At 66.5% G+C, this 21,157-nt stretch carries 18 protein-coding genes, 1 tRNA gene and 1 riboswitch; of the genes, 11 read left to right on the top strand and 8 right to left on the bottom strand.

What is annotated here, in order from left to right; genetic code table 11:
- Window positions 1-57: 57 nt before the first annotated feature.
- Complete coding sequence (locus ASF72_RS01590; protein WP_050686550.1) at window positions 58-570, top strand: hypothetical protein; 513 nt, start codon at window positions 58-60, stop codon at window positions 568-570.
- 10 nt (window positions 571-580) lie between these two features.
- Here ASF72_RS01590 and ASF72_RS01595 read toward each other — a convergent pair whose 3' ends face one another.
- Window positions 581-1,621, bottom strand: coding sequence for a LacI family DNA-binding transcriptional regulator (locus ASF72_RS01595; protein WP_056596002.1), 1,041 nt, complete (start codon window positions 1,619-1,621; stop codon window positions 581-583).
- Window position 1,622: 1 nt separating this feature from the next.
- Window positions 1,623-3,356, bottom strand: coding sequence for a glycoside hydrolase family 13 protein (locus ASF72_RS01600; RefSeq protein WP_056596005.1), 1,734 nt, complete (start codon window positions 3,354-3,356; stop codon window positions 1,623-1,625).
- A gap of 184 nt (window positions 3,357-3,540) precedes the next feature.
- Here ASF72_RS01600 and ASF72_RS01605 point away from each other — a divergent pair, with 184 nt between their 5' ends.
- Window positions 3,541-4,911: an FAD-binding oxidoreductase gene (locus ASF72_RS01605; protein ID WP_056596009.1), complete on the top strand. Its 1,371-nt coding sequence runs from the start codon at window positions 3,541-3,543 to the stop codon at window positions 4,909-4,911.
- A 119-nt stretch (window positions 4,912-5,030) separates the two neighbouring features.
- Here the strand turns inward: ASF72_RS01605 and ASF72_RS01610 are convergent, their stop codons facing one another.
- The 4 genes from ASF72_RS01610 to ASF72_RS01625 all read right to left on the bottom strand — a co-directional run bounded on the left by ASF72_RS01610 (window position 5,031) and on the right by ASF72_RS01625 (window position 10,174).
- Window positions 5,031-6,440 (bottom strand): DUF4032 domain-containing protein, encoded by a 1,410-nt coding sequence (locus ASF72_RS01610; RefSeq protein WP_050686554.1) that lies wholly within the window; start codon window positions 6,438-6,440, stop codon window positions 5,031-5,033.
- 101 nt (window positions 6,441-6,541) lie between these two features.
- On the bottom strand, window positions 6,542-7,624 hold the full coding sequence (locus ASF72_RS01615; RefSeq protein ID WP_050686555.1) for an ABC transporter ATP-binding protein: 1,083 nt from the start codon (window positions 7,622-7,624) through the stop codon (window positions 6,542-6,544).
- A gap of 221 nt (window positions 7,625-7,845) precedes the next feature.
- Window positions 7,846-8,682: a trehalose-phosphatase gene (gene otsB / locus ASF72_RS01620; RefSeq protein ID WP_056596012.1), complete on the bottom strand. Its 837-nt coding sequence runs from the start codon at window positions 8,680-8,682 to the stop codon at window positions 7,846-7,848.
- Window positions 8,672-10,174, bottom strand: coding sequence for an alpha,alpha-trehalose-phosphate synthase (UDP-forming) (locus tag ASF72_RS01625; protein WP_050686557.1), 1,503 nt, complete (start codon window positions 10,172-10,174; stop codon window positions 8,672-8,674). Before ASF72_RS01625 ends, otsB begins: the two co-directional genes overlap by 11 nt.
- Window positions 10,175-10,353: 179 nt before the next feature.
- Between ASF72_RS01625 and ASF72_RS01630 the strand changes: the two genes are divergently transcribed.
- The 7 genes from ASF72_RS01630 to ASF72_RS01660 all read left to right on the top strand — a co-directional run bounded on the left by ASF72_RS01630 (window position 10,354) and on the right by ASF72_RS01660 (window position 16,044).
- Window positions 10,354-11,229, top strand: a complete 876-nt coding sequence (locus ASF72_RS01630) for a DsbA family protein (RefSeq protein ID WP_056596015.1) — start codon at window positions 10,354-10,356, stop codon at window positions 11,227-11,229.
- Window positions 11,230-11,377: 148 nt separating this feature from the next.
- Window positions 11,378-11,454: transfer RNA gene (locus tag ASF72_RS01635), tRNA-Thr, on the top strand.
- Between the two features lie 143 nt (window positions 11,455-11,597).
- The gene (locus ASF72_RS01640; RefSeq protein ID WP_082483941.1) at window positions 11,598-12,920 is read left to right on the top strand and encodes an LssY C-terminal domain-containing protein; all 1,323 of its coding nucleotides are present in this window, start codon (window positions 11,598-11,600) and stop codon (window positions 12,918-12,920) included.
- A 110-nt stretch (window positions 12,921-13,030) separates the two neighbouring features.
- The gene (locus ASF72_RS01645) at window positions 13,031-13,453 is read left to right on the top strand and encodes a ChaB family protein (protein WP_056596019.1); all 423 of its coding nucleotides are present in this window, start codon (window positions 13,031-13,033) and stop codon (window positions 13,451-13,453) included.
- A gap of 137 nt (window positions 13,454-13,590) precedes the next feature.
- Window positions 13,591-14,886, top strand: coding sequence for an MFS transporter (locus ASF72_RS01650; RefSeq protein WP_056596319.1), 1,296 nt, complete (start codon window positions 13,591-13,593; stop codon window positions 14,884-14,886).
- A gap of 101 nt (window positions 14,887-14,987) precedes the next feature.
- Complete coding sequence (locus ASF72_RS01655; protein WP_056596022.1) at window positions 14,988-15,194, top strand: hypothetical protein; 207 nt, start codon at window positions 14,988-14,990, stop codon at window positions 15,192-15,194.
- 301 nt (window positions 15,195-15,495) lie between these two features.
- Window positions 15,496-16,044 (top strand): AMIN-like domain-containing (lipo)protein, encoded by a 549-nt coding sequence (locus ASF72_RS01660; RefSeq protein ID WP_056596024.1) that lies wholly within the window; start codon window positions 15,496-15,498, stop codon window positions 16,042-16,044.
- Window positions 16,045-16,285: 241 nt separating this feature from the next.
- On the opposite strand, the gene ASF72_RS01665 is transcribed toward ASF72_RS01660, so the two are convergent.
- Window positions 16,286-17,839, bottom strand: coding sequence for an APC family permease (locus ASF72_RS01665; RefSeq protein ID WP_050686567.1), 1,554 nt, complete (start codon window positions 17,837-17,839; stop codon window positions 16,286-16,288).
- A 232-nt stretch (window positions 17,840-18,071) separates the two neighbouring features.
- On the opposite strand from ASF72_RS01665, the gene ASF72_RS01670 reads away from it, so the two are divergent.
- On the top strand, window positions 18,072-18,551 hold the full coding sequence (locus ASF72_RS01670; protein ID WP_050686569.1) for a Dps family protein: 480 nt from the start codon (window positions 18,072-18,074) through the stop codon (window positions 18,549-18,551).
- Between the two features lie 174 nt (window positions 18,552-18,725).
- On the opposite strand, the gene ASF72_RS01675 is transcribed toward ASF72_RS01670, so the two are convergent.
- On the bottom strand, window positions 18,726-20,294 hold the full coding sequence (locus tag ASF72_RS01675) for an MFS transporter (RefSeq protein WP_056596027.1): 1,569 nt from the start codon (window positions 20,292-20,294) through the stop codon (window positions 18,726-18,728).
- A gap of 85 nt (window positions 20,295-20,379) precedes the next feature.
- Between ASF72_RS01675 and ASF72_RS01680 the strand changes: the two genes are divergently transcribed.
- Window positions 20,380-20,919, top strand: a complete 540-nt coding sequence (locus ASF72_RS01680; RefSeq protein ID WP_050686573.1) for a TetR/AcrR family transcriptional regulator — start codon at window positions 20,380-20,382, stop codon at window positions 20,917-20,919.
- 133 nt (window positions 20,920-21,052) lie between these two features.
- Window positions 21,053-21,152, top strand: a riboswitch (glycine riboswitch).
- The last annotated feature ends 5 nt before the right edge of the window (window positions 21,153-21,157 follow it).

A 21,157-nucleotide genomic window follows, 5' to 3' on the forward strand; every position in this document is an offset into this window, starting at 1 on the left:
GCGTAACGGGGAGGGACAGACGGGACGGACAATGCAGGTCCGGTAGAATCGGGGCTCATGAACAGCCTCTTCAGCCACGGCCAGGACCAGCATGGAAGCCCTGTACAGCCCGGCAGTCCGGCGCAGCCCGGTCCTCCTGAGCTCGTCCCGGTCATCGAAACCGTTGTGGTGCCCGGAACCGTAGCCCACGCCTTCGCCGGCTTCACGGACCACACACACCTCTGGTGGCCCCTTGAAGAGCACGGGGCTTACGGGGCAGGGTCCTACGTGGAGTTCGAGGAGAACCTCATCCTGGAGACCGCCGACGATGGCAGGACCAGCATCTGGGGAACCCTTGACGACTGGCAGCCGCCGCTGTCCTTCCACGCCACCTGGCACCCCGGCTCAACGGCGCTGTGGTCCACTGAGCTCCGCGTGGTCTTCAGGGCCGTCGAGGGCGGCGCAGAGGTCAAGGTGCTCCATGAGGGCTGGGAGGGCGCCGAGGATCCCGCTGCCACCCGGGCAGGGTACGTTGCGGCGTGGCCGCTGATCCTGGCCCGCTACTCCCGCTTTATGGGGTCGGCCGGCTAGGACACCACAGCTAGGGTTTCGTTGGCGGGATGGCCGTGCTGGTGCGGATGACGAAGTCCGTGGGGTATTCGTAGTCGGGCGCAGGGATGGGTGCTGCATCGGCGTCGGAGTTCCAGGCCGTATCCAGCAGCTCAAGCGCCGTTGTAGCGGCGAGCTTGCCCTGGCCGCGGGGATTCTGGTCGATGGTGGTCAGCCCGAAGGCCTCGCCAAGTTCATGCCCGTCCAGGCCTACCACGGAGATGTCCCGGGGGACCTGGAGGCCGAAGTCCCTGGCCGCGAGGATGGTGCCCACCGCCATCTCATCCGACGCCGCGAAAACCGCTGTTGGCCGTTCGGAAGCCGTCCCCAGAAGCCGCTTGGCGGCCCTATATGCCCCCTGGATGGTGAAGTCCGCCGCGACCTGCCAGTCCGGATGGACCGGCAGGCCCGCCGCCGCCATCGCAGCCTGGTATCCGCTGAGGCGGATGCCCGGAAGCTTGAAGTCCCGGTTCAATTCAGTGTCCCCGGTCATATGCGCAATCCGCGTGTGCCCCAGCCGGATGAGGTGTTCGGTGACGAGCCGCGCAAGGCGGGCATCGTCGATCCTGATGGAGGCCGCACCGGGCAGGGCGCCGCCGATCGCCACGAGGGGCCTGCGGACGGCCAGGAGCTGCATGATCTCCGCCTCGCTGAGCACCAGGGCAACGGCGATCACGGCATCCAGGCGCTTCCGCAGCAGGAAGTCGTTCAGGACGCTGTTCCTGCGCTCCGTCTGTTCGCCCACGTTGTAGAGGGTGAGGTCGTAGCCGGCATCCAGCAGGGTCTCGGAGACGCCCTCCAGCACGGAGGCGAAGTACCAGCGCTGCACATAGGGCACCACCAGGCCGATGTTGTAGTTCCGCCCGGACGCCAGGCTGGCGGCGTGGTACGACGGGACGAAGCCCAGCTCCTGCGCTGCCCTGCGGGCCCGCTCCCGGCTCTTGGGCGAAACATTGGCCTTGCCGCCGAGCGCCCGCGAAACCGTGGCCACCGACAGGCCGGCCCGGTCCGCAACCTCTTTGATCCCCGGCATGCTAGTTCGTTGCGCCGCCCTGCCCCAGCGCAATCCAGGCCGTTTCGCCGGAAGCGAGCCAGCCGTCGGCTCCGTCGGCGGCGCTGCGGACCAGGACCTGGCCTGCAGGCAGCTCCAGCGGTTCGTGGTTAAGGTTCATCAGCACCAGCGTAGTCCCGTTGACGTAGCCCAGCGCGGATCCGCTGCACCAGTCTTCTGCCCAGAGCAGCGAGCCGCGGCCCAGGTCCAGGTTGCGGCGGAGTGCCAGGGTTTCCTTGTAGAGGGCAAGGTGCGACGCCGGTGATCCGGTCTGCAGGTCACGCGCCAGGGCGGCAAACGAGTCGGGGAAGGGGAGCCACGGGTCAGCCCCTGGTCCAAAGCCGAGGTGGGGTTCTGCCGCACGCCATGGCAGTGGGATCCGGCAGCCGTCCCGGCCCAGGCGTTCGCCGCCGGTCCGGGCAAAAGTGGGATCCTGGCGGAGCTGCTCGGGAATGTCGATACCGTCAGGCAGTCCCAGTTCTTCACCCTGATAGAGGTACGCGGCGCCCGGCAGGCCCAGCATAAACACGGACGCAGCCGCAGCACGGCGCCTGCCCAGGGCAACGTCCGGCTGCGGGTCTGCGGGGCCGATGCCGTCCCCGCCGCGCGGTCCGTGCCCGTTGTAGCCGAACCGGCTCGCGTGGCGGACCACGTCATGGTTGGACAGGACCCAGGTGCTGGGCGCGCCAACAGCGTCCAGCGCCACCAGCGAATCGGTGATGACACCGCGGAGGCGGTGGATGTCCAGGCCTGCATGCAGGTAGGGGAAGTTGAATGCCTGCTGCATTTCATCCGGCCGCACCCAGTCGGCCAGCCTGGGCAGCGGGTCCACGTTGGCTTCGGCACAAAGGATGCGGTCGTGGCCGTATTCGTTGAGGATTGCCCGCCAGCGGCGGTAGATGTCATGCAGGGCGGGCTGCCCGAACATGGGCGCTGCAGAACCCGGGAAGCCTTCGCTGCTGCTGCCGTCCGCGCGGCCGCCCCAGGCGGGCAAACCTGCCGCCTTGACCAGCGCGTGGGCCACGTCCACCCTGAACCCGGACACGCCGCGGTCCAGCCAGAAGCGGAGGACCCGCTCGAACTCGGCATGGACGGCGGGGTTGTCCCAGTTGAAATCCGGCTGGGAGGAATCGAAGAGGTGCAGGTACCACTGTTCCGGGCGGCCGTCGGTGCCAATGATGCGGGTCCAGGCCGGGCCGCCGAAGTGCGACTCCCAGTTGTTGGGCGGCTCGTTGCCGTCAGGGCCGCTGCCGTCACGGAAAATGAACATGTCCCGTTCGGGGCTGCCTGCGGACGCCTGCACGGCTGCCTGGAAGGCGACGTGCTGGTCCGAGCAGTGGTTGGGCACAAGGTCCACAATCACGCGGAGCCCCAGCCGGTGGGATTCGGCCATCATCACGTCGAAGTCGGTGAGGGTGCCGAAGATGGGGTCCACGTCGCAGTAGTCGCTGACGTCGTACCCGGCGTCGCGCTGGGGCGAGCGGTAGAACGGGGACAGCCAGACGGCGTCCACCCCCAGGTCCGCGAGCTGCGGCAGCTCCTCGGTGATGCCTGCGAGGTCGCCTACGCCGTCACCATTGAGGTCGCGGAATGACCGTGGGTACACCTGGTAGATCACGGCGGAGCGCCACCATCCGGGGATGGTATCGGCAGAGTGGATCAGCGTGAGCGGGCCCGCCGCCAGGGTGGTGTCCGGTGTCACAGTTTCGACAGTCATGAGAGTTACCTTAGAGCAGAATCCGGATTAAATGAAAGCGCTTCCAGTCTGGTTTGCAGGGCCTATTGATAGTTGAAGCCGTCCGCGCAGGTCAGGGGCTGGAAGCGCTTGCATCCGAGCCTGCGTCCACCACTGGCGCTCAACCTAGACTGGGTGGAGACGTGCGACGGCGGATGGAGGCTTTGTGGAAAGCGTGGTTGAGGAATTGGTGGCTGCCGTCGGGGCAGCTAAGGTGGACACCGCCGAAGGGACCCTGCGGCGGTACGCGGTGGACCAGGCGCCCATCATCGACTTCCACCTTCCCGTGGCCGTGGTGTTCCCGGCGTCGGTACCTGAGGTCCAGGCGGTGGTGCGTGCCTGCGCCGCCGCGAATGTGGCGCTGGTGCCCCGCGGAGCGGGGACGGGTGTGTCCGGCGGTGCCCATGCCACGCGCGGCTGCGTGGTCCTCTCCCTGGAACGGCTGGACCGGATCCTGGACCTGAGCCCCGACGATGAAACGGCAACAGTGGAACCGGGGGTCATCAACGCCGTGCTTAATGAGGCCGCGGCCACCCACGGGCTGATGTACGCGCCGGACCCTGCAAGCTACCGCAGTTCCACCATCGGCGGGAACGTGGCTACCAACGCCGGCGGTCTCCGCTGTGCCAAGTACGGCGTCACCCGGGACTCGGTGCTGGCCCTGGACGTTGTCCTGGCCGACGGCTCGCTGATCCACACCGGCCACCAGACCTTCAAGGGCGTGGCGGGCTATGACCTGACCGGGCTTTTTGTTGGCTCCGAGGGAACGCTCGGGATTGTGGTGGGCATCACCGTCCGGCTGAAGTACCTGCCGCAGGAGGTGCACACCGTGGCCGCCTTCTACCCCGACTTCAAGCGCGCCGCAGCGGGTGTCCTCGCCGTGGGCCGGGCCCGCGTCCAGCCGGCCATCATGGAACTGCTCGACGGCGGGACGCTGGCGCAGCTGGACGAAATCCACGGCTCGGACCTCAGCGCACGCGGCAGCTCCCTCCTCCTCGTCCAGACGGACGGCTTCGGCGCTGCAGCTGAAGCAGCCAGGATCCGGCAGGTTCTGCAGGACAGCGGCGCGGTGGTGACCACCGAGGAGAGCGCCGAAGCGCAGCGTCTGGTGGAACTGCGACGGCACAGCCGGGGCGCCGAGGTGGACGACCAGTACCAGGTGGGCGAGGATGTCGCCGTCCCGCGCTCACGGCTGGTGGACTATGTGGCGGCCCTGGAAGCCATGGCCGGGGAGCACAGGGTGCACCTGAAGGTTGTTGCGCACGCCGGCGACGGCAACCTGCACCCCACGTTCTGGGTGGACCGGGAGGAGACGGGTGTTGATGCCGGAGCCCTGGCCCGCCTGGAACGGGTGCTGGACGAATCGGTGACGGCCGCGCTGGCCATGGGCGGCACCATCACGGGTGAGCATGGCGTGGGCCAGTACAAGCTGCGCTGGCTGGGCCAGGAGCAGGCTGAACCCGTGCGGGAGCTCCAGCACAGGATCAAGGCGCTGTTCGACCCCGCCGGGATACTGAACCCCGGCAAGGCAATCTAGCCTTCCGTCATCCCAACTGGGTCGCAGTTGTTGTCGTTTTGAGGGCCCAAAACGACAACAACTGCGACCTAGTTGGGGGCTGACCCCCGGCCCTGCGGGAGGGCTCAGTGCGGGAAGGCTCAGTCGTCGGCGTCGGGGTATTCGCTGTCCGCTCCGTAGCGGGACTCCTCGGTCTCCACTTCGAGGATCTTGAGCATCCCGGTGTCCGGGTTGAGCATGATCGCTGCCTCGTCGCGGCGGTGCCGCAGGATGGAGTCGATGTAGGACTGCACGGCTTCGGCCAGCGGGATGTGGCGTTCCTGCTTCTCCGACATGTACCAGCGGTGTTCCAGGACCTCGTGCACGGCTTCCGCCGGTTCCAGTTTGCCGGACAGGTCCCGGGGTATGGACCGGACAATGGGTTCGAAGATCTGGCTGACCCAGAGGTGGGCGCTGTATTCCTCGTCCATGTCCGGGTTGTTGTCGGCCCGGAACGAGTCCATGTCGTTCAGCAGCCGTCGTGCCTGGTTTTCCTGGGCATCCAGCCCGGTGAGGCGCAGCAGCCGCCGCATGTGGTGGCCGGCGTCCACCACCTTGGGCTGCAGCTGGATGGTGGTCCCGTTCTGGGTGGTCTTGATGGCATATTCTTCAACGTCGAATCCCAGTTCGTTGAGCCGCCGGATCCGGGCACCCACCCGCCACCGCTCGCCAAGTTCAAAGGATTCCTTTTCCGTCAGCTCAGTCCAGAGCCGCCGGTAGCTGTCCATGATGAGTTCGCTGGTGGCCACGGGGTCCACTTTTTCCTCGATCAGGCCGCCGTCGAGCAGGTCCATCAGTTCACCGGCGATGTTCACCCGGGCGATTTCGAGGTCGTACTCACGCTGGCCGGTGGACAGGTCCGGGTAGAGCTCGCCGGTTTCGGCGTCGACCAGGTAGGCCGCGAAAGCGCCGGCGTCGCGGCGGAACAGCGTGTTGGACAGGGATACGTCGCCCCAGTAGAAGCCGATCAGGTGCAGCCGGACCATCAGGAGCGCCTGGGCGTCGATCAGCCGCGTCAGGGTGTCCTTGCGCAGCATCTGCGAGAACAATGCGCGGTACGGCATGGAGAACTTCAGGTGCCGGGTCACCAGCACCGGGTTGAGGGGGCGGCCGTCCATGGTGGTCCGGCCGGTGATGACGGCGACGGGTTCCACGCAGGGGACATCCAGCCGCGCCAGTTTGCGGAGCATGTGGTATTCGTGCCGGGCCACGTGCTCGGACGTTTCCTTGATGGCAATCACGGAACCGCCCAGATGGGCGAAGCGCACAATGTGCCGGGAGATGCCGCGGGGCAGCGCCGCGAGGTTTTCCGCCGGCCAGTCCTCCAGGGCGATGTGCCACGGAAGGTCCAGCAACTCGGGGTCCGCGGCGGCGGCCGTGATGTTCAGGGAACTGGAGACCGAGGCCGCTTTGTCATCGTCCGCGCTGGCCGCCACAAACCGCGGCAGTTTTCCGATCTGCGCGTAGTCGGTGGGTTCATCGTGCCACTGGGCGCTGTTTTCCTCGGTCATGGCTCAATTCTTCCGTACTTTGCGGTGTTGGGCTAAACATCGGGTTAAACGGCCGACGGCGGCCCCTCCAGTGAAGGGGCCGCCGCCGGTTACAGAACGAATCAGTCGCCGAGGCGCAGACCGGTCTTGGTGTCGAACAGGTGCACGTGGCCCGACTGCGGACGGACGTAGAGGGTCTCGCCCTTCAGCGGAGGACGGCGACCGTCGACGCGTGCCACGATGTCGTGGTCCTTGCCGTCGAGCGTGGTGTGGCCGTAGACGTAGGCGTCGGCGCCGAGTTCTTCAACGACGTCGACCTCGACCTTGAGGCCCTCACCCTGCGGTGCGGTCTCGAGGTCTTCCGGACGGGAACCAACGGTGACCGTGCTGCCGTGGGCTTCTTCGAGGATGTTGCGCGGCACGGGGTAAACCGTTCCACCGAACTGGACGCCGCCGTCGACGACGGGCAGTTCGAGCAGGTTCATGGCGGGGGAGCCGATGAAGCCGGCGACAAACACGTTCTTCGGGCGGTCGTACAGGTTGCGCGGGGTGTCGACCTGCATCAGCAGGCCGTCCTTCAGCACAGCCACGCGGTCACCCATGGTCATTGCCTCGACCTGGTCGTGGGTCACGTAGACCGTGGTGACGCCCAGGCGGCGGGTCAGGGACGCGATCTGCGTACGGGTCTGGACACGGAGCTTGGCGTCCAGGTTGGAGAGCGGCTCATCCATGAGGAAGACCTGCGGGTTACGCACAATGGCGCGGCCCATGGCAACACGCTGGCGCTGGCCACCGGAAAGTGCCTTCGGCTTGCGGTCCAGGTACGGCTCAAGGTCAAGAAGCTTTGCTGCTTCACGGACACGCTCGGCGCGCTCTTCCTTGGAAACGCCGGCGATCTTCAGGGCGAAGCCCATGTTGTCGGCAACCGTCATGTGCGGGTACAGCGCGTAGTTCTGGAAAACCATCGCGATGTCGCGGTCCTTCGGCGGAACGTCGGTGACGTCGCGGTCGCCAATGAGGATACGGCCTGCGTTGACATCCTCAAGGCCTGCGAGCATGCGCAGGGAGGTGGACTTACCGCAACCGGAGGGTCCAACGAGGACGAGGAATTCGCCATCGGCGATGTCGATGTTGAGCTTATCGACGGCGGGCTTTTCTGTGCCCGGGTACAGACGCGTAGCGTTATCAAAAGTAACTGTAGCCACAGTTATCAATCCCTTCACCGGCAGGTACGTGCCGGACGATCCGTTGTGAATGGTTCATGTTTGTTCAGTTTTGTTTTGCACCACTGCGTTCCGGCTAGCGCCAGGAGGCAGTGGGTAATGCCGCACGGTGTTTGTGCGCCACATCACAAGCAAGAGTATGCCAGACGCTGCCCGTTTTGTTGTCTTTGTTACGAACGTCACACGTGAAGTTCGGCACGGCGTCAGCTGCCGGTGTGTCCGGGATCCTCTTCGGCAACGGCCAGGCTGCGTTCCTGCAGGAGTGTTTCGAGGAGTTCCGCCACATGGATGGGGGCCTCCACACGGAACTGTGCCCCGGTGAAGTCGAAACCCACCTTGATGCCAACGTCCCCGGGTTCGAGCCGGGCCAGCGCATCCTCGTCGGTGGTGTCATCCCCGGCAAACAGCACCGCAGTGGCTCCGGTGATCTGGCGCAGGAAGGTTACCCCCTCACCCTTGGAGGCGTTGACGACTGACGTTTCCAGGACGCGTTTCCCATCCTTGAGGAACACCCCCTTGCGGTCCTGCAGCAGGGACCGGGCAGCGGCCACAGCATCCTCGGCGACGTCATCGGCCGCGAGCCGGGTGTGGAGCACCACGCCCGCCGGTTTGTCCTCGAGCATGGTGCCCGGTGCCACGGCGACGATTTCGGCGAGCGCGCTGCGGACCTCGGCCAGCAGTTCCGCCTGCGCCGCGTCCAGCGTGAGGCCGGCGGAACCGGGGCCCAGCCAGGCCTCGGCGCCGTGGCTGCCGATCAGCAGGGAGTCCACAGGTGGCGAGGCGACCACCCTCAGGCTGGCGAGTGCGCGCCCGGAGATGAGTGCCGTCGTCGTGCGCGGCAGGACGGCGAGTCCTGCGAACGCCGCAGCCGACCGTGGCAGCGGCCGGGCGTCGTCCGCGTGGCCCACTATCGGCGCCATAGTGCCGTCGAAGTCCAGGGCCACCAGCAGGTGTTCCGTGCGGGCAATTTCGCGGAGGGCTGCACGGAGTTCAGGGGACAGGGCCAGGGGGCCCTGGCCGGGGCGGGCCTCAGGTGTCATCGCGGATGACCTTCTCGTTCAGGGCCTGCAGGAAATCCGCTGACCAGTGGTCGACGTCGTGCTCCAAAATCTGCTTGCGCATGGACTTCATCCGGCGGGAGGCTTCCCGGGCCGGCATGTCCACGGCGGTCATGATGGCGCTCTTGAGGCCGTCAATATCGTGCGGGTTCATCAGCAGCGCCTGCTTGAGCTGGTCCGCCGCCCCGGCGAACTCGCTGAGGACCAGCGCGCCGTCGTTATTGTTCCGGGCCGTGACGTATTCCTTGGCCACCAGGTTCATCCCGTCCCGCAGCGCGGTGACCAGCATAACGTCCGCGGCCAGGTACAGGGCCACCATTTCCTCCACCGGGTAGCTGTGGTGCAGGTAGCGGACGGCGGTGTTTTCCAGGGTGTCGTAGGTGCCGTTGATGTGGCCCACGGTACCCTCCACCTCTTCGCGGAGCAGGCGGTACTGCTCCACGCGCTCCCGGCTCGGCGAGGCAACCTGGATCAGGGTGGCGTCGGCGACGGAAAGCTTGCCGTCCGCCAGGAGCTCCTCAAAGGCCTTGAGCCGGTGCCTGATCCCCTTGGTGTAGTCCAGCCGGTCAACACCCAGCAGGATGGTTTTGGGGTTGCCCAGGTCCTGCCGGATCTGGCGCGCCCGTTCAATGATGTCCGGCCGGCCGGCCAGTTCGCTGATCTGCTGGACGTCGATGGAAATGGGGAACGCCTGGGCGCGGGCGATGTGCGTGATTTCGCCGTCGCCGTCCTTGACGTGGACCTGCTGCTGCTTGACGCTGGCGCCAAGGAAGCGGCGGGCCGAGCGCATGAAGTTTCCGGCGTCGCTGGCGCGCTGGAAGCCCACCAGGTCCGCGCCGAGCAGCCCGTCGATGATGGCCTGCCGCCAAGGGAGCTGGGCGAAGATCTCCGGGGGCGGGAAGGGGATGTGGTTAAAGAATCCGATCCGCAGGTCCGGGCGGACCTTCCGCAGCATCCGTGGCACCAGCTGCAGCTGGTAGTCCTGGACCCAAACGGTGGCGTTTGTGTCAGCATGGCGGACGACGGCGTCGGCGAACCTTTGGTTGACCTTGCGGTAGGCGTCCCACCAGGTCCGGTGGAACTCCGGGGGTGCGATGACGTCGTGGTAGAGCGGCCAGAGGGTCGCGTTGGAGAAGCCCTCATAGTAGAGCTCCACCTCGTCGTCGCTGAGCTGGACGGGGACAAGGTCCATGCCGCCGTGGCTGAACGGTTCCAGCGTTTCGTCGGGGGCACCGTGCCAGCCCACCCAGGCGCCGTCTGTTTTACCCATCATGGGTGCCAGGGCCGTCACCAGTCCACCGGGGGAGCGACGCCACCCCGAGCCGTCGTCGCCGTTGTCGCCCGGAGCGCAACGGTCCACCGGCAGCCTGTTGGACACCACCATAAAGTCGTATTTCGTGGCGTCGCCGTGCGCGGAACCGGTGGTTCCTGGCCGGGATTTGGCGGCGGATTTGTCCTGGACGGGTGATTGCATTGCGGCCCCCTGGGGTTGCTTGTGCTCTCAGGCAACCCTAACGGGGCGGGGTCATCCGTGCTATTCATCCGTTGGGCAACCCGGCGGAATGGTTGAAAGCGCAAGCTCCCAGCTTTCTCCCCTAAAATGGTGGAGTTGCCACTGAGTGGTCCCCCCACGTCGATCGACCCAAGGAACACATGAGCCCCGCAAATGAAGTACGGAAGTCCAAGGCTGAGCGCACCGCGGAGGCGCGCGAGAAGGCCCGGATGATCCGCGAAGCCCAGCTGAAGAAGGAGCGGCGGAACAAGCTGCTGATCGGCTGGGGCATCGTCGCGGCCGTGGTGGCCATCCTGGTCATCGTGGGGCTGGTGGTCACCACCTCGCTCAAGCAGAACACGCCGATCGCGGACCAGGGACCGGTCCCCACCAGCGCCAACACCAACGGCGGCGTGACCCTGCTGGCGAACACCGGGGTCAAGGCCGCCGACGGCGGCTCCGTGGACATGGCCAACCTGCCGGCCAAGCCCGAGACCCTGCCCAGCCCGCTGGTCGCCCCCGGCGCCGAAGCCGAGACCGGCCAGCCCGTCAAGGTTGTTGCGTACGTTGACTTCATCTGCCCCGTCTGCAAGCGGTTCGAGGACACCTACAACGAGGCCCTCACCGGGCTCCGCAACGAAGGCAAAATCTCCCTCGAATACCGCCCGCTGGGCTTCCTGGACCGCCAGTCCAGCACCAACTACTCCTCACGTGCCGCCAACGCCGCCGCTTGCGTCGCGGACAAGGCTCCGGACAAGTACGGCGAATACGTGGACACCCTTTTCACTAACCAGCCCGCTGAAGGTGGCGCCGGCCTTTCCGATGACAAGCTGAAGTCCCTGGCCAGCGACATCGGCGCGGACATCGGCAGCTGCGTGGACGACAAAACGTTCCGCCCGTACGTCAAGTACGCCACCGGCCTGGCCGCCAACACCGGCATCAGCGGCACGCCCACCATCTTTGTGGACGGCAAGCAGTGGGACGGTACCACCGACCTGAATGCCGACATCCAGGCTGCGATCGACGCCAAGGCCTGATCCGCCCGAAGTACCCAAGGCCCGCTCCCGGTTTTCTCCGGGGGCGGGTTTTTGCGCAGGGCCTGCCGGACGCAAGCGTTTTTACCACCGGTGGGACTTTGGGCTACCCTTATCCAGTGCCGTTCAGGCGTTGCCCCATTGGGGGTGTGCCTCCTTAGCTCAGTTGGCCAGAGCACCGCTCTTGTAAAGCGGGGGTCGTCGGTTCGAATCCGACAGGAGGCTCCAACGGAGCCCTCCGTTCCGGCGATTCTGCCGGAACGGAGGGCTTTTCCTTTTCCCGGAAGCAGCCGGTCCCGCTGGTGCCCGATCCTGTCCGGCAATGTGGGCTAGGGTCAGTGCAACAAACCTTCGTGAAGGGTCGCCACCGGATGTCCGTGCGCACCGGGCGAAGGGTGCCGCCGGTACCCGCAGCCCGGCAAAGTTTCGCTGACTGGGCCTTTTTTGTGCTCGGCGGCGTGTCAGCCGTCTGGCTTGCCGCCGTCCTGGTCCGGGAGAGCTTCCTCTTCGGCTGGTGGCAGTTGCTCTTCCTCGTGGGGTTCTGGGTGGCGCTTGCCTACCTGGTGCTGCCCCGGCTGCACAGCATCCTGACCCGGATCTACGTCCCCGACTACTTCATCGGCCGGGCCCGGACCAGCGACGGGTTGCTGGGCGACCCGGTCAACCTCGCCCTCCTCGGCTCCGAAGCCCAGCTCCACACCGCCATGCAGGGCGCCGCGTGGATCCGTGCCGACGACCTGTCGTTCCGGACCGGGTTCCGCATTGTGAAGTCCACCGTCCTGCGGCGCAGCTACCTGGCCGCGCCCGTCAGCCCGCTCCTTCTGTTTAGCCGCAGGCAGGACTTCGCGTACCAGCAGGAAGTGGACGGCAGCCCCGGCAAACGACACCATGTCCGGTTCTGGCGCGCCCCCGCGGGGTGGTTGCTGCCCGGCGGCATCAGCGCCGATTGGCTCGCCGCCGGCACCTATGACCGGAGCGTGGGCTTTTCGCTTTTTACGCTGCAGGTCACCCACAAGATCGCGCCGGACACCGATGTGGAACGGGACCATATCGTGGCTACTGTCCTTGCCGCGCAGGGGGACGCGACGGTGAGCGTCATCCGCGATTTTTCCACCGGATACCACGCGCGCAACGGCGGCGGCGATGCCATAGTTACCGACGGCGACCTGCCCATCCTTGACCTGCGCCAGCTGGCTGCCGGCACCGCGGAGCCTGACCAGGGCACGGACAGCCGCGACCGGCGCCCCGCGCCGGTGGTGGTGGGCGCGGTCATGACCGCCGTCAGCGCGCTCGCCTCGATCCTCACCGGCATCGTGCAGCTGCTGGACGCGCCCATCACCGCCGCCGACACCGACCCTGGACTGGGTCCGCTCGCCACCGTGGTGGTACAGGTCGCGGCGTCCGCCGTGATCGCCGTGGGAGTGGTGATGGCGCTGCTCGCCTGGCGGGTCTTCCTGGGCAGTGCCCGGGCCAGGTCCACCGTGATGCTGCTCAGCGTGCTCTCCATCGCAGCCCTCGTCACCGCGTCTGAGTCCGGCAACCCGGATGACGTGCGGCAGAACCTGTGGAGCGTGGCGCTGACGGTGCTGGTGCTCCTGGCGCTCTCCAGCGACAGGGCAACCACCTACGTGAACCGCCGGCGCAAGGCGCCCAAACGGATCTCGGGGCTGCCCGGCGGAACGGCCCCGTTCTAGCTGCGCAGGCCTTGCCCGGGGCCAGCCCTGCGCCGCGCTTTCCCTTCCCGGGACGCACCTTCCGGCGGTACTCTGGGACCCGCCAGCACCACGACCGGACAGGAGTGCCAATGCCCAAGACCGGCAAGAACCACCACGCCCTGAAGAAGGAGCTGCCGTCCACCCTGCAGCGCTCCGGCCAGGAAGCCCAGGACACTTTCGCCAAAACCTACGACTCGGCCATGGAGTCCTACAACGACGAAGGCCGCGCCGCGCGGACGGCGTTCGCCGCCCTCAAGCACAGCCACGAAAAGATGGCCGACCATTGGGAGCCCAAAGCGGAGAACGGCCCGTCGGACGAACGGGCGGAGCAGGGCGGTTTGTCGGATAAACCCACAGCCGGCGGTGTGGACGCCAACGCCTCCAAGGCCCACCTCTATAAGCTCGCGAAGGAACTCGACGTCGCCGGCCGCTCCACCATGGGCAAGGACCAACTGGTCCAGGCCCTACGGAAAGCCAACGACGCCGCCACGCGCAGGGCCAGCGGCGGCTAGCGGTTCCCAGCTGACCAGGGCGCCCCGCCAACTGGCCCTTGCCGTTCCGCCCGCCAGGGTGTCGAATCAGAAGACACATGTGGGCCGGCTTGGACGCCAGGAGGAACATTGTCCGCCATTTCCTGCACGGCACTGCAATGAACCCGGCCGCCCAAAAGATCCAGCGCATCTACCTCACGCTGACCCTGGGCAACACCCTTGCGGCCTCGTTCATCTGGGGCATCAACACCCTCTTCCTGCTGGATGCCGGCCTCAGCAACCTGGAGGCCTTCGCCGCCAATGCGTTCTTCACGGCCGGGATGGTCCTCTTCGAGGTGCCCACCGGCGTCATCGCCGACGGCTGGGGCCGGCGCACCTCATTCCTGCTCGGGACGTTGACGCTGGCCGTATCGACCTTCCTGTACTACCTGCTGTGGCAGTGGTCCGCGCCGTTCTGGTGGTGGGCCGCCGTGTCCGTCCTGCTTGGCCTCGGGTTCACGTTCTTTTCCGGGGCCGTTGAGGCCTGGCTGGTGGACGCGCTGCGCTTCTCCGGATACGACGGTGACCTGGAGGCAGTGCTGGGCCGCGGACAGATGGTCTCGGGCATCGCCATGCTGGCCGGATCCGTGGCCGGCGGCGTCCTGGCGCAGGCCACCAACCTGGGCGTCCCCTTCCTGGTCCGCGTGGCGGTGCTGCTGGCCCTGTTTGCCGTGGCCCTGCGGCTGATGCACGACGTCGGCTTCACACCCGAGCGCTCTCCGCACCCGATCCGGGCCACGCGGGCTGTGCTGAAGGCATCCGTGGACGGCGGGCTGAAGAATCCGCCGGTCCGCTACATGATGCTTGCCGCACCCTTCACCGAAGGTGTCGGCTTCTACGTTTTTTACGCGCTGCAGCCCTACCTGCTGCAGCTGTTCGGTGACCCCCGTGCCTACGCGGTGGCCGGGCTGGCCGCGGCCATCGTGGCTGGAGCGGATGTGGTGGGCGGGTGGATGGCCCCGCGGGTCCGGCGCCTGGTCCGGCGGCGCACCACCATCCTGATCGCCAGCAACGTCATCAGCTCCGTGATCCTGGTGGTGCTGATGGTCACCGCCAACTTCTGGGTGGCGCTGGCCCTCCTGGCGCTCTGGGCCGTGGTGGGGTCCGCAGGCACCCCCGTCCGGCAGGCCTACCTCAACGACATGATCGAATCCAGGCAGCGCGCCACAGTCCTCAGCTTCGATTCGCTGATGGGGTCCGTCGGGGGCGTGGCGGTACAGCCTGCCCTGGGCCGCACGGCCGACCTGTACGGTTACCCGGCGTCCCTCGCCGTGGGCGGTGCCGTCCAGCTGCTGGCCGCCCCCTTCATTTTCCTCAGCCGCCGGCAACGCGCTGCTGCTGATGTCCGGACCGAGCCGGCACCGGACACGGACGCAACGGCAGGGACCGACGCCGGAACGGCACCTGCGCCTTGACCGTTTCCGGCGGGTGCCGGGCAGGGGCAGCCGCGGCAGAGTTAATCGCCGGGAGACGGGGACGAAACGCGGCCACAACAATCGCTGCGTAGGTTGGGCGCATGACAGCTCACAACGCAGGCCGGCTCCTTGACTGGCTTCGGGACGTCTTTACCTACGAATCCCCGGACCGCGCCGCCGACGCCATGGCCGACGCGACCCGCTGGGGCTGGTTGCCGGCGCTCAGCGGTGTGGCCGCCGGTGCGCACCACGCGAGGGCAAGCCATCACGGCGGCCTGGAGCCCGAAAACAGTCGTGGATTGGCCTGACGACGTGGCATCGGAACGGCCCCAGGTGATACTTGCGCCACTGCTTTAACACCTGTCCCGTGCCGGCGGAACGTGTGGTTTTTGCTGCCGGCCGGCGTCGTTACCTGCCATAACGGCGCGGGTGCCGAAACGACATCAAACGGATGACGGCGGGGCAAATTTCCGGTCTTGATGCATGGTGGCGTGATGCTGGGGAAGCTTCGCTAACGGTTGCGCGCCGAAGCGGAAACAAGCCTGTTTTCCGGGTCTGGAGGCTCCTAGCCTTGAGCTATCCACCCGCTCCTCACCCAGGAAAACGACAATGAAAAAACTATCAATCTGGCTCACCGCGCTTCTCATCGCGGCAGGGCTGGGCATCATCATCCCGGGGCCAGCCTCGGCAGCTACATCGTATTGCGGCCTCACTTGGGGGTCATTGGCCAAGGCAGCTCCTGACACCGGCGCAGGGTCCGTCACCAACGTCCGCTCCGGCCGTCAGGCCTGCTACGACCGGCTGGTGATCGACCTCAATGGCCGGACGGACGGCTACAGGGTTGAGTACGTTAGTGTCATCACCAGCGACGGCAAGGGAGAGGTAATACCCGTCAGGGGCGGTGCCCGGCTGCGGATCGTTGCCCTGGCTCCTGCCTACAACGACTCCGGGTCCGCCACCTATCTGCCGGCCAACCCGAAGGAAGTAGTCAACGTGGCCGGTTACCAGACCTTCCGCCAGGTGGTCTGGGCCGGAAGCTACGAGGGCCAGACAACTCTGGGCCTGGGCGTTCGTGCCAGGCTTCCGTTCCGGGCCTTCACCCTGGTCGGTCCGGGCGGCGGGTCCCGCCTGGTGATCGACGTGGCACACTTCTGGTGAGCCTGTCCCGCCCGGCGTAAATTCCCCGGTATGACCACAGAAAAGGTGCCGCAGCCCCGAACCAGGGACCGCGGCACCTTTCGTTGCGTACTGCCGATGGATTGGAAACATGATGCGACGCGGTTTTGGTCCGGCGGTGGATCAACGGGAGCCAGCTGGAACAGGCAGGCGCGGGCTGGCAGGGCGTCCGGGTCCAGGTCGGGCTGGCTTGCGGGGCCCTACCGCGATGGTGCCGCAGTTCCTACTCCGGGACCACCAGGGCCGGCGTGTCACGCCGGAGCGTCTCGCCGCGGAAGAACCCGGGCCGCACCTTAGCCATGACCAGCATAAACACGGCGCCCAGCGCCAGGATGCCGATGCCGAGGATAAACACCAGGCCCACCCCGAACACCTCGGAGCCGCTGCCGAATTCGGGCGCCCAGCTGTCGGCAGCGGTCTGGAGGAACACCACAAACAGGCCCACGCCGCCCAGGACCGGGCAGAGCAGCCGAAGGACGAAGTGGCGGACGCTGCTGAAAACGCTGTGCCGGAAGTACCAGGCGCAGGCCAGGGCGGTCAGGCCGTAGTAGAAGCAGATCATCAGCCCCAGGGCCAGGATGGTGTCATTGAGGACATTTTCGCTGACCACGTGCATCACGGCGTAGAAGCCCGCCGAGACGATGCCGGCGGCGATGGTGGCGTAGCCCGGCGTCGCAAATTTGCGGCTGATGCGGCTGAACGGCTGCGGCATGGCGCCGTAATGGCCCATTGCCAGCAGGCTGCGCGAAGGGGACATAAACGTGGACTGCAGGGATGCAGCCGAGCTGGACAGCACGGCCAGCGACATCAGGATGGCAAAGGGGCCCATGATGGGTGAGGCCAGGGCCGTGAAGATGTTCTCGTGGATGTCGGCGTTGTTCAGGCCGTTGCCGGTGTCCCCGACGCCGGCAAACATCATGGTGGCGATGCTCACCACCAGGTAGATGCCCAGGACGATGACGGCCGTAAGGGTGCCGGCCAGTCCCGAGGTCCGCTTGCCGTTGGCGGTTTCCTCATTGACCGTCAGGCAGACGTCCCAGCCCCAGTACACAAAGATGGACAGCGAGATGCCGGCGGCGATCTGGCCGAACGTCTCGATTTTGGTGACGTCGAACCATTCCCAGCTGAAGGGGATGGCGGTTTCGGAGGTGGACCAGTTGGCGAAGGCCATCCCCACAAACAAGCCCAGGACCACCAGTTGGAAGCCCACCAGGCTGTACTGCACCACTTTCGTGGTGTGCATGCCGCGGTAGCTGACCCAGACCGCAAGAGCCACAAAGACGAAGCAGGTCATTACGTTGACAGCCTTGTTCCCCGCGAGGTCGGCGAGGTCGGGGGAGCCCGTCACCTGGGAAAGGAAGAGGTAGAAGAAGTCGACGGCGACGCCGGCCAGGTTGGAGAGCACAATGATGTTGGCCGCCAGGAGGCCCCAGCCGCCCATCCAGCCCACCCAGGGGCCAAACGCCTTGGTCACCCAGGTGAAGGTGGTGCCGCTGTCCGGCGAGTCGGCGTTGAGCTCCCGGTAGGCCAGGGACACCAGGATCATGGGGATGAATCCGATGAGGAAGATGACGGGCAGCTGCAGGCCGGCCTCATTCACGGTAGGGCCCAGGGCGCTGGTCAGGGTGTAGGCCGGGGCGATGGTCGAAATGCCCAGGACAACCACGGCCAGGAGTCCCAGCTGGCCGCCCTTGAGGCCTTTGGCGGAGACGCCGGCGTCTCCGGAGGCGGGCGCGTTGCCGGGGGACTTGGCGCTGGTGCGGGTGGTCTCTGTCATGGCACCACTTTCTGGAAGAAATTGAGACGGCAGTCACTATATGAATGGCGTTCATTTAGTATGGGGTCGGACCGGCCAGGATGCAAGGGCGCAGCAAAAAGTGGTCCCCGGCACCCTGCTTGCCACGCTTCAGGGAAAATTAGTAAGCTCACTGAGAAATCCCGTCCGGGCCCGCGCTGAAGCGGCGGCAGGCTGGTAGCGTCGGGATTACTGGACCACTCGAGGAGGACGCATGAAAGCTTCACCGACACTGACCAACAACCTCCAGGCCGTCCTGGCGGACCTGATTGAACTGCACATCCAGGGCAAGCAGGCCCACTGGAACATCGTGGGAACGAACTTCCGCGACCTGCACCTGCAGCTGGACGAAATCGTCGACGCTGCCCGCCAGTTCGCCGACGACACGGCCGAACGTATGCGGGCCCTGCACGCCCTGCCGGACGGACGCAGCGCAACGGTGTCCGGATCCACCAGCCTGGCGCAGTTCCCGGAAGGCCTGATCAGTACCAAGGATGCAATCGAACGCATCGTGGCTGCGATGGAAGCTGCCGTAGGCACCATGCGCAAGGTCCATGACGAGGTGGACGAGGAGGATCCCACCAGCGCGGACCTCCTGCACGAGTTCATCGCCAGGCTCGAGCAGTTCGCCTGGATGGTGCAGGCGGAAAACATGAAGCCCACCGCCAGCGTCACCACCGCCGACGCCAAGTAGTTTCTGCAGCCTGTGGGCTGCCAACTACAGAGACGCCCGGCGTCGGAGCCTATGCTCCGGCGCCGGGCGTCTTTTGTCCTGGCGTCATTTGTCCTGGCGGGTTATGTCAAGCCGGTGTCATCCCCGCGTGGTTTCCCCGGTCGGGCCGCCGTGACGGCGCCCGCAGTCCCGCCGCTACTTGCCGGCCCGCGGAACCTTCCGCAGCACGGTGCCGGCCAGAACCGCCGTCAATGCCATCAGCACCAAGGCGATGGTGGCTGTGATGTGCACGCCGGAGTCGAAGGCGGCGCGTGCCGTGGCAAGCAGTTCCCCGGCGGCCGGCGCCTGCAGGGTCGCTGCCAGCTCCACGGCGCCGGCCAGCGTCTCGCCGGCCTGGTGGGTGGCGCCCTGGGGCAGGGAACTGGCCACGCCCTCGGGCAGCACCAGGTTCCGCTGGTAGGAAGCCGTCAGGATGGAACCCAGCACGGCGGTGCCCAGCAGCGAGCCCACCTCGTAGCCCGTTTCGGAGATCGCCGCCGCCGCCCCTGATTTTGCGGCCGGCACGGAGCCCAGGATGAGGTCATTGGAAATGGTTTCCGCGGCCCCCACGCCCAGGGCCAGGACCAGCAACGCCGCCAGCAGCAGTGCCGGTCCCGCGCTGTGGTCGCCGAACGCCACCAGTGCATAACCGGCGGCGCTCAGGCTCAACCCGCCGGCCACCACAAACCCGGGCCGGACCTTGCGGACCAGCGGGACCACCAGCAGGCCGGCCGCCACGGTGGCCAGGAGTGCCGGGATCATGGCCACGCCGGACGCCGAGGGTGACATGCCTTCAAGCAGTTGCAGGTGCTGGGCCAGGAAAAAGATGAAGCCGTTGAAGGAAAACAGGGCCAGCACGTTGGCGGTGATGGCCGTGCTGAAGACGCGGTTGGAAAACAGGCCCATATCCAGCAGCGGGGCGGCGAGGGTGCGCTGGCGCCGGACAAAAACCCAGCCCATGGCCAGGCCCAGGGCGATGATGGCCACGGCCTTGAGGCTGAAGCCGGCGGTGGCGATTTCCTTGATGCCGTAAACCACGGGGACCATCACCAGCATGGAGAGGACGATGCTGATGATATCCACCCGTCCCGGCCGGGGATCCCTGGACTCCGGGATGAAGAACGGGCCAAGGGCCAGGAGTGGCAGCATGATGGGAACTGCCACCAGCAGCACGGCACCCCACCAGAAGTGTTCCACCAGCCAGCCGCCGAAAATCGGGCCAAGTGCGGCGCCGCCCGAGAAGCCTGCCGCCCAGATGGCTACGGCAAGCCGGCGCCTGTTCGGGTCCGGGAAGATGTTCCGGATCAGGGACAGGGTGGAGGGCATCAGCATGGCGCCGAAGAACCCCAGGCCGGCGCGGCCCGCGATGAGCCACTCCGCGGTGGGCGCAAAGGCCGTTGCGGCCGAGACGGCCGCAAAGCCGAGGCTGCCCGTCAGCAGCAGGCGCCGGCGCCCGATCCGGTCGCCCAGGCTGCCCATCGCCACCAGCAGTGCCGCGAGGACCAGTGGGTAGGCGTCCACGATCCACAGGAGCTGGACGCCGGTGGTCTGCAGGCTCCGCGCGATTTCAGGGAGCGCAAACGTCAGCGCGGTGTTGTCAACCGCCACCAGCAGGACCGGAAACATCAGCAGTCCCAGCGCCAACCAGTCGCGCCACGAACCGGCTGAGGTGGGCGTTGCGGCTTCCGCCGCCTGGTCCTTCCGCGTGGAGGCTGTTGTTGTCATCCGCCGACTGTACCGTCCAGACGGTACAGTTACAAAATTTCTGCCAGTTGAGGGTTTCGCCGCAGCTTTGTGCATGATGGGAACCATGCCCCGAAAACCAGTCGCCCGTGATGCTGTCCTGGACGCCTTCGAAGCCCTGCTGATCGACGTGGGCGAACGCGCCGCCACCCTCGACGCCGTGGCCCGGCAGGCGGGGGTTTCCAAAGGCGGGCTCTTGTATCACTTTCCGAACAAGGAAGCGCTGATCAGCGCCCTGCTGGAGCGCCTCGACGCGCTCGCCGACGCGGATCTCGCCCGCATGGCGGCCGCCCCCGAAGGGGCAGCCGAATACTTCATCCGGACATCCCTCTTCTCCGACACCGCCATGGACCGGGCCTTTGTGGCCGCTACCCGTCTCGCGGAAGTGGCACATGCCGAAGCGCGGCGCCGGTTCGCGGGGATCCAGGGCCAGTGGCTGGACCTGCTGGCCGCCGACGTCGGGCCCGGCGTTGCGAAAGCCGTCCTGTACATGGGTGACGGACTCTACTTCAACGCCATGTGGGAAAGCGGCACCGAAGGCGTCAGTGAGCGCCAGCTGGCCGACGTCGAAAGCCTTATCCTCGCCGTGCGGAAACTCCGGGCCTGACTCCCCGGACGCGCACCCTTCCGCTGTGACCGGCGGGCTGGTTTGCGGCTGCGGCCCGGGCATAGGACAATAAAGGTCTGTGAGGGCTGTCACCCGGCCCGCACGGATGCTGAAAAACTAAATGAATTGCCTTTGATCTGCGGCGGGAGAGTCCTGCTGTCAAGGTACAAGCAGGCGCCGTAGGAGCAAATCCTCCCCAGGAATCTCACAGGCCCATGTACCGCCGCGGCGAGGCGCC

It is taken from the genome of Arthrobacter sp. Leaf141 (genome assembly GCF_001424565.1).
Lineage (GTDB): Bacteria > Actinomycetota > Actinomycetes > Actinomycetales > Micrococcaceae > Arthrobacter.

What these genes read in the sequence shown, in the direction of transcription:
- ASF72_RS01590 (WP_050686550.1), top strand. Translation starts at nt 58, where the DNA reads ATGAACAGCCTCTTCAGCCACGGCCAGGACCAGCATGGAAGCCCTGTA.
- ASF72_RS01595 (WP_056596002.1), bottom strand. Translation starts at nt 1,621, where the DNA reads ATGCCGGGGATCAAAGAGGTTGCGGACCGGGCCGGCCTGTCGGTGGCC.
- ASF72_RS01600 (WP_056596005.1), bottom strand. Translation starts at nt 3,356, where the DNA reads ATGACTGTCGAAACTGTGACACCGGACACCACCCTGGCGGCGGGCCCG.
- ASF72_RS01610 (WP_050686554.1), bottom strand. Translation starts at nt 6,440, where the DNA reads ATGACCGAGGAAAACAGCGCCCAGTGGCACGATGAACCCACCGACTAC.
- otsB (WP_056596012.1), bottom strand. Translation starts at nt 8,682, where the DNA reads ATGACACCTGAGGCCCGCCCCGGCCAGGGCCCCCTGGCCCTGTCCCCT.
- ASF72_RS01625 (WP_050686557.1), bottom strand. Translation starts at nt 10,174, where the DNA reads ATGCAATCACCCGTCCAGGACAAATCCGCCGCCAAATCCCGGCCAGGA.
- ASF72_RS01630 (WP_056596015.1), top strand. Translation starts at nt 10,354, where the DNA reads ATGAGCCCCGCAAATGAAGTACGGAAGTCCAAGGCTGAGCGCACCGCG.
- ASF72_RS01640 (WP_082483941.1), top strand. Translation starts at nt 11,598, where the DNA reads ATGTCCGTGCGCACCGGGCGAAGGGTGCCGCCGGTACCCGCAGCCCGG.
- ASF72_RS01645 (WP_056596019.1), top strand. Translation starts at nt 13,031, where the DNA reads ATGCCCAAGACCGGCAAGAACCACCACGCCCTGAAGAAGGAGCTGCCG.
- ASF72_RS01650 (WP_056596319.1), top strand. Translation starts at nt 13,591, where the DNA reads ATGAACCCGGCCGCCCAAAAGATCCAGCGCATCTACCTCACGCTGACC.
- ASF72_RS01655 (WP_056596022.1), top strand. Translation starts at nt 14,988, where the DNA reads ATGACAGCTCACAACGCAGGCCGGCTCCTTGACTGGCTTCGGGACGTC.
- ASF72_RS01660 (WP_056596024.1), top strand. Translation starts at nt 15,496, where the DNA reads ATGAAAAAACTATCAATCTGGCTCACCGCGCTTCTCATCGCGGCAGGG.
- ASF72_RS01665 (WP_050686567.1), bottom strand. Translation starts at nt 17,839, where the DNA reads ATGACAGAGACCACCCGCACCAGCGCCAAGTCCCCCGGCAACGCGCCC.
- ASF72_RS01670 (WP_050686569.1), top strand. Translation starts at nt 18,072, where the DNA reads ATGAAAGCTTCACCGACACTGACCAACAACCTCCAGGCCGTCCTGGCG.
- ASF72_RS01675 (WP_056596027.1), bottom strand. Translation starts at nt 20,294, where the DNA reads ATGACAACAACAGCCTCCACGCGGAAGGACCAGGCGGCGGAAGCCGCA.
- ASF72_RS01680 (WP_050686573.1), top strand. Translation starts at nt 20,380, where the DNA reads ATGCCCCGAAAACCAGTCGCCCGTGATGCTGTCCTGGACGCCTTCGAA.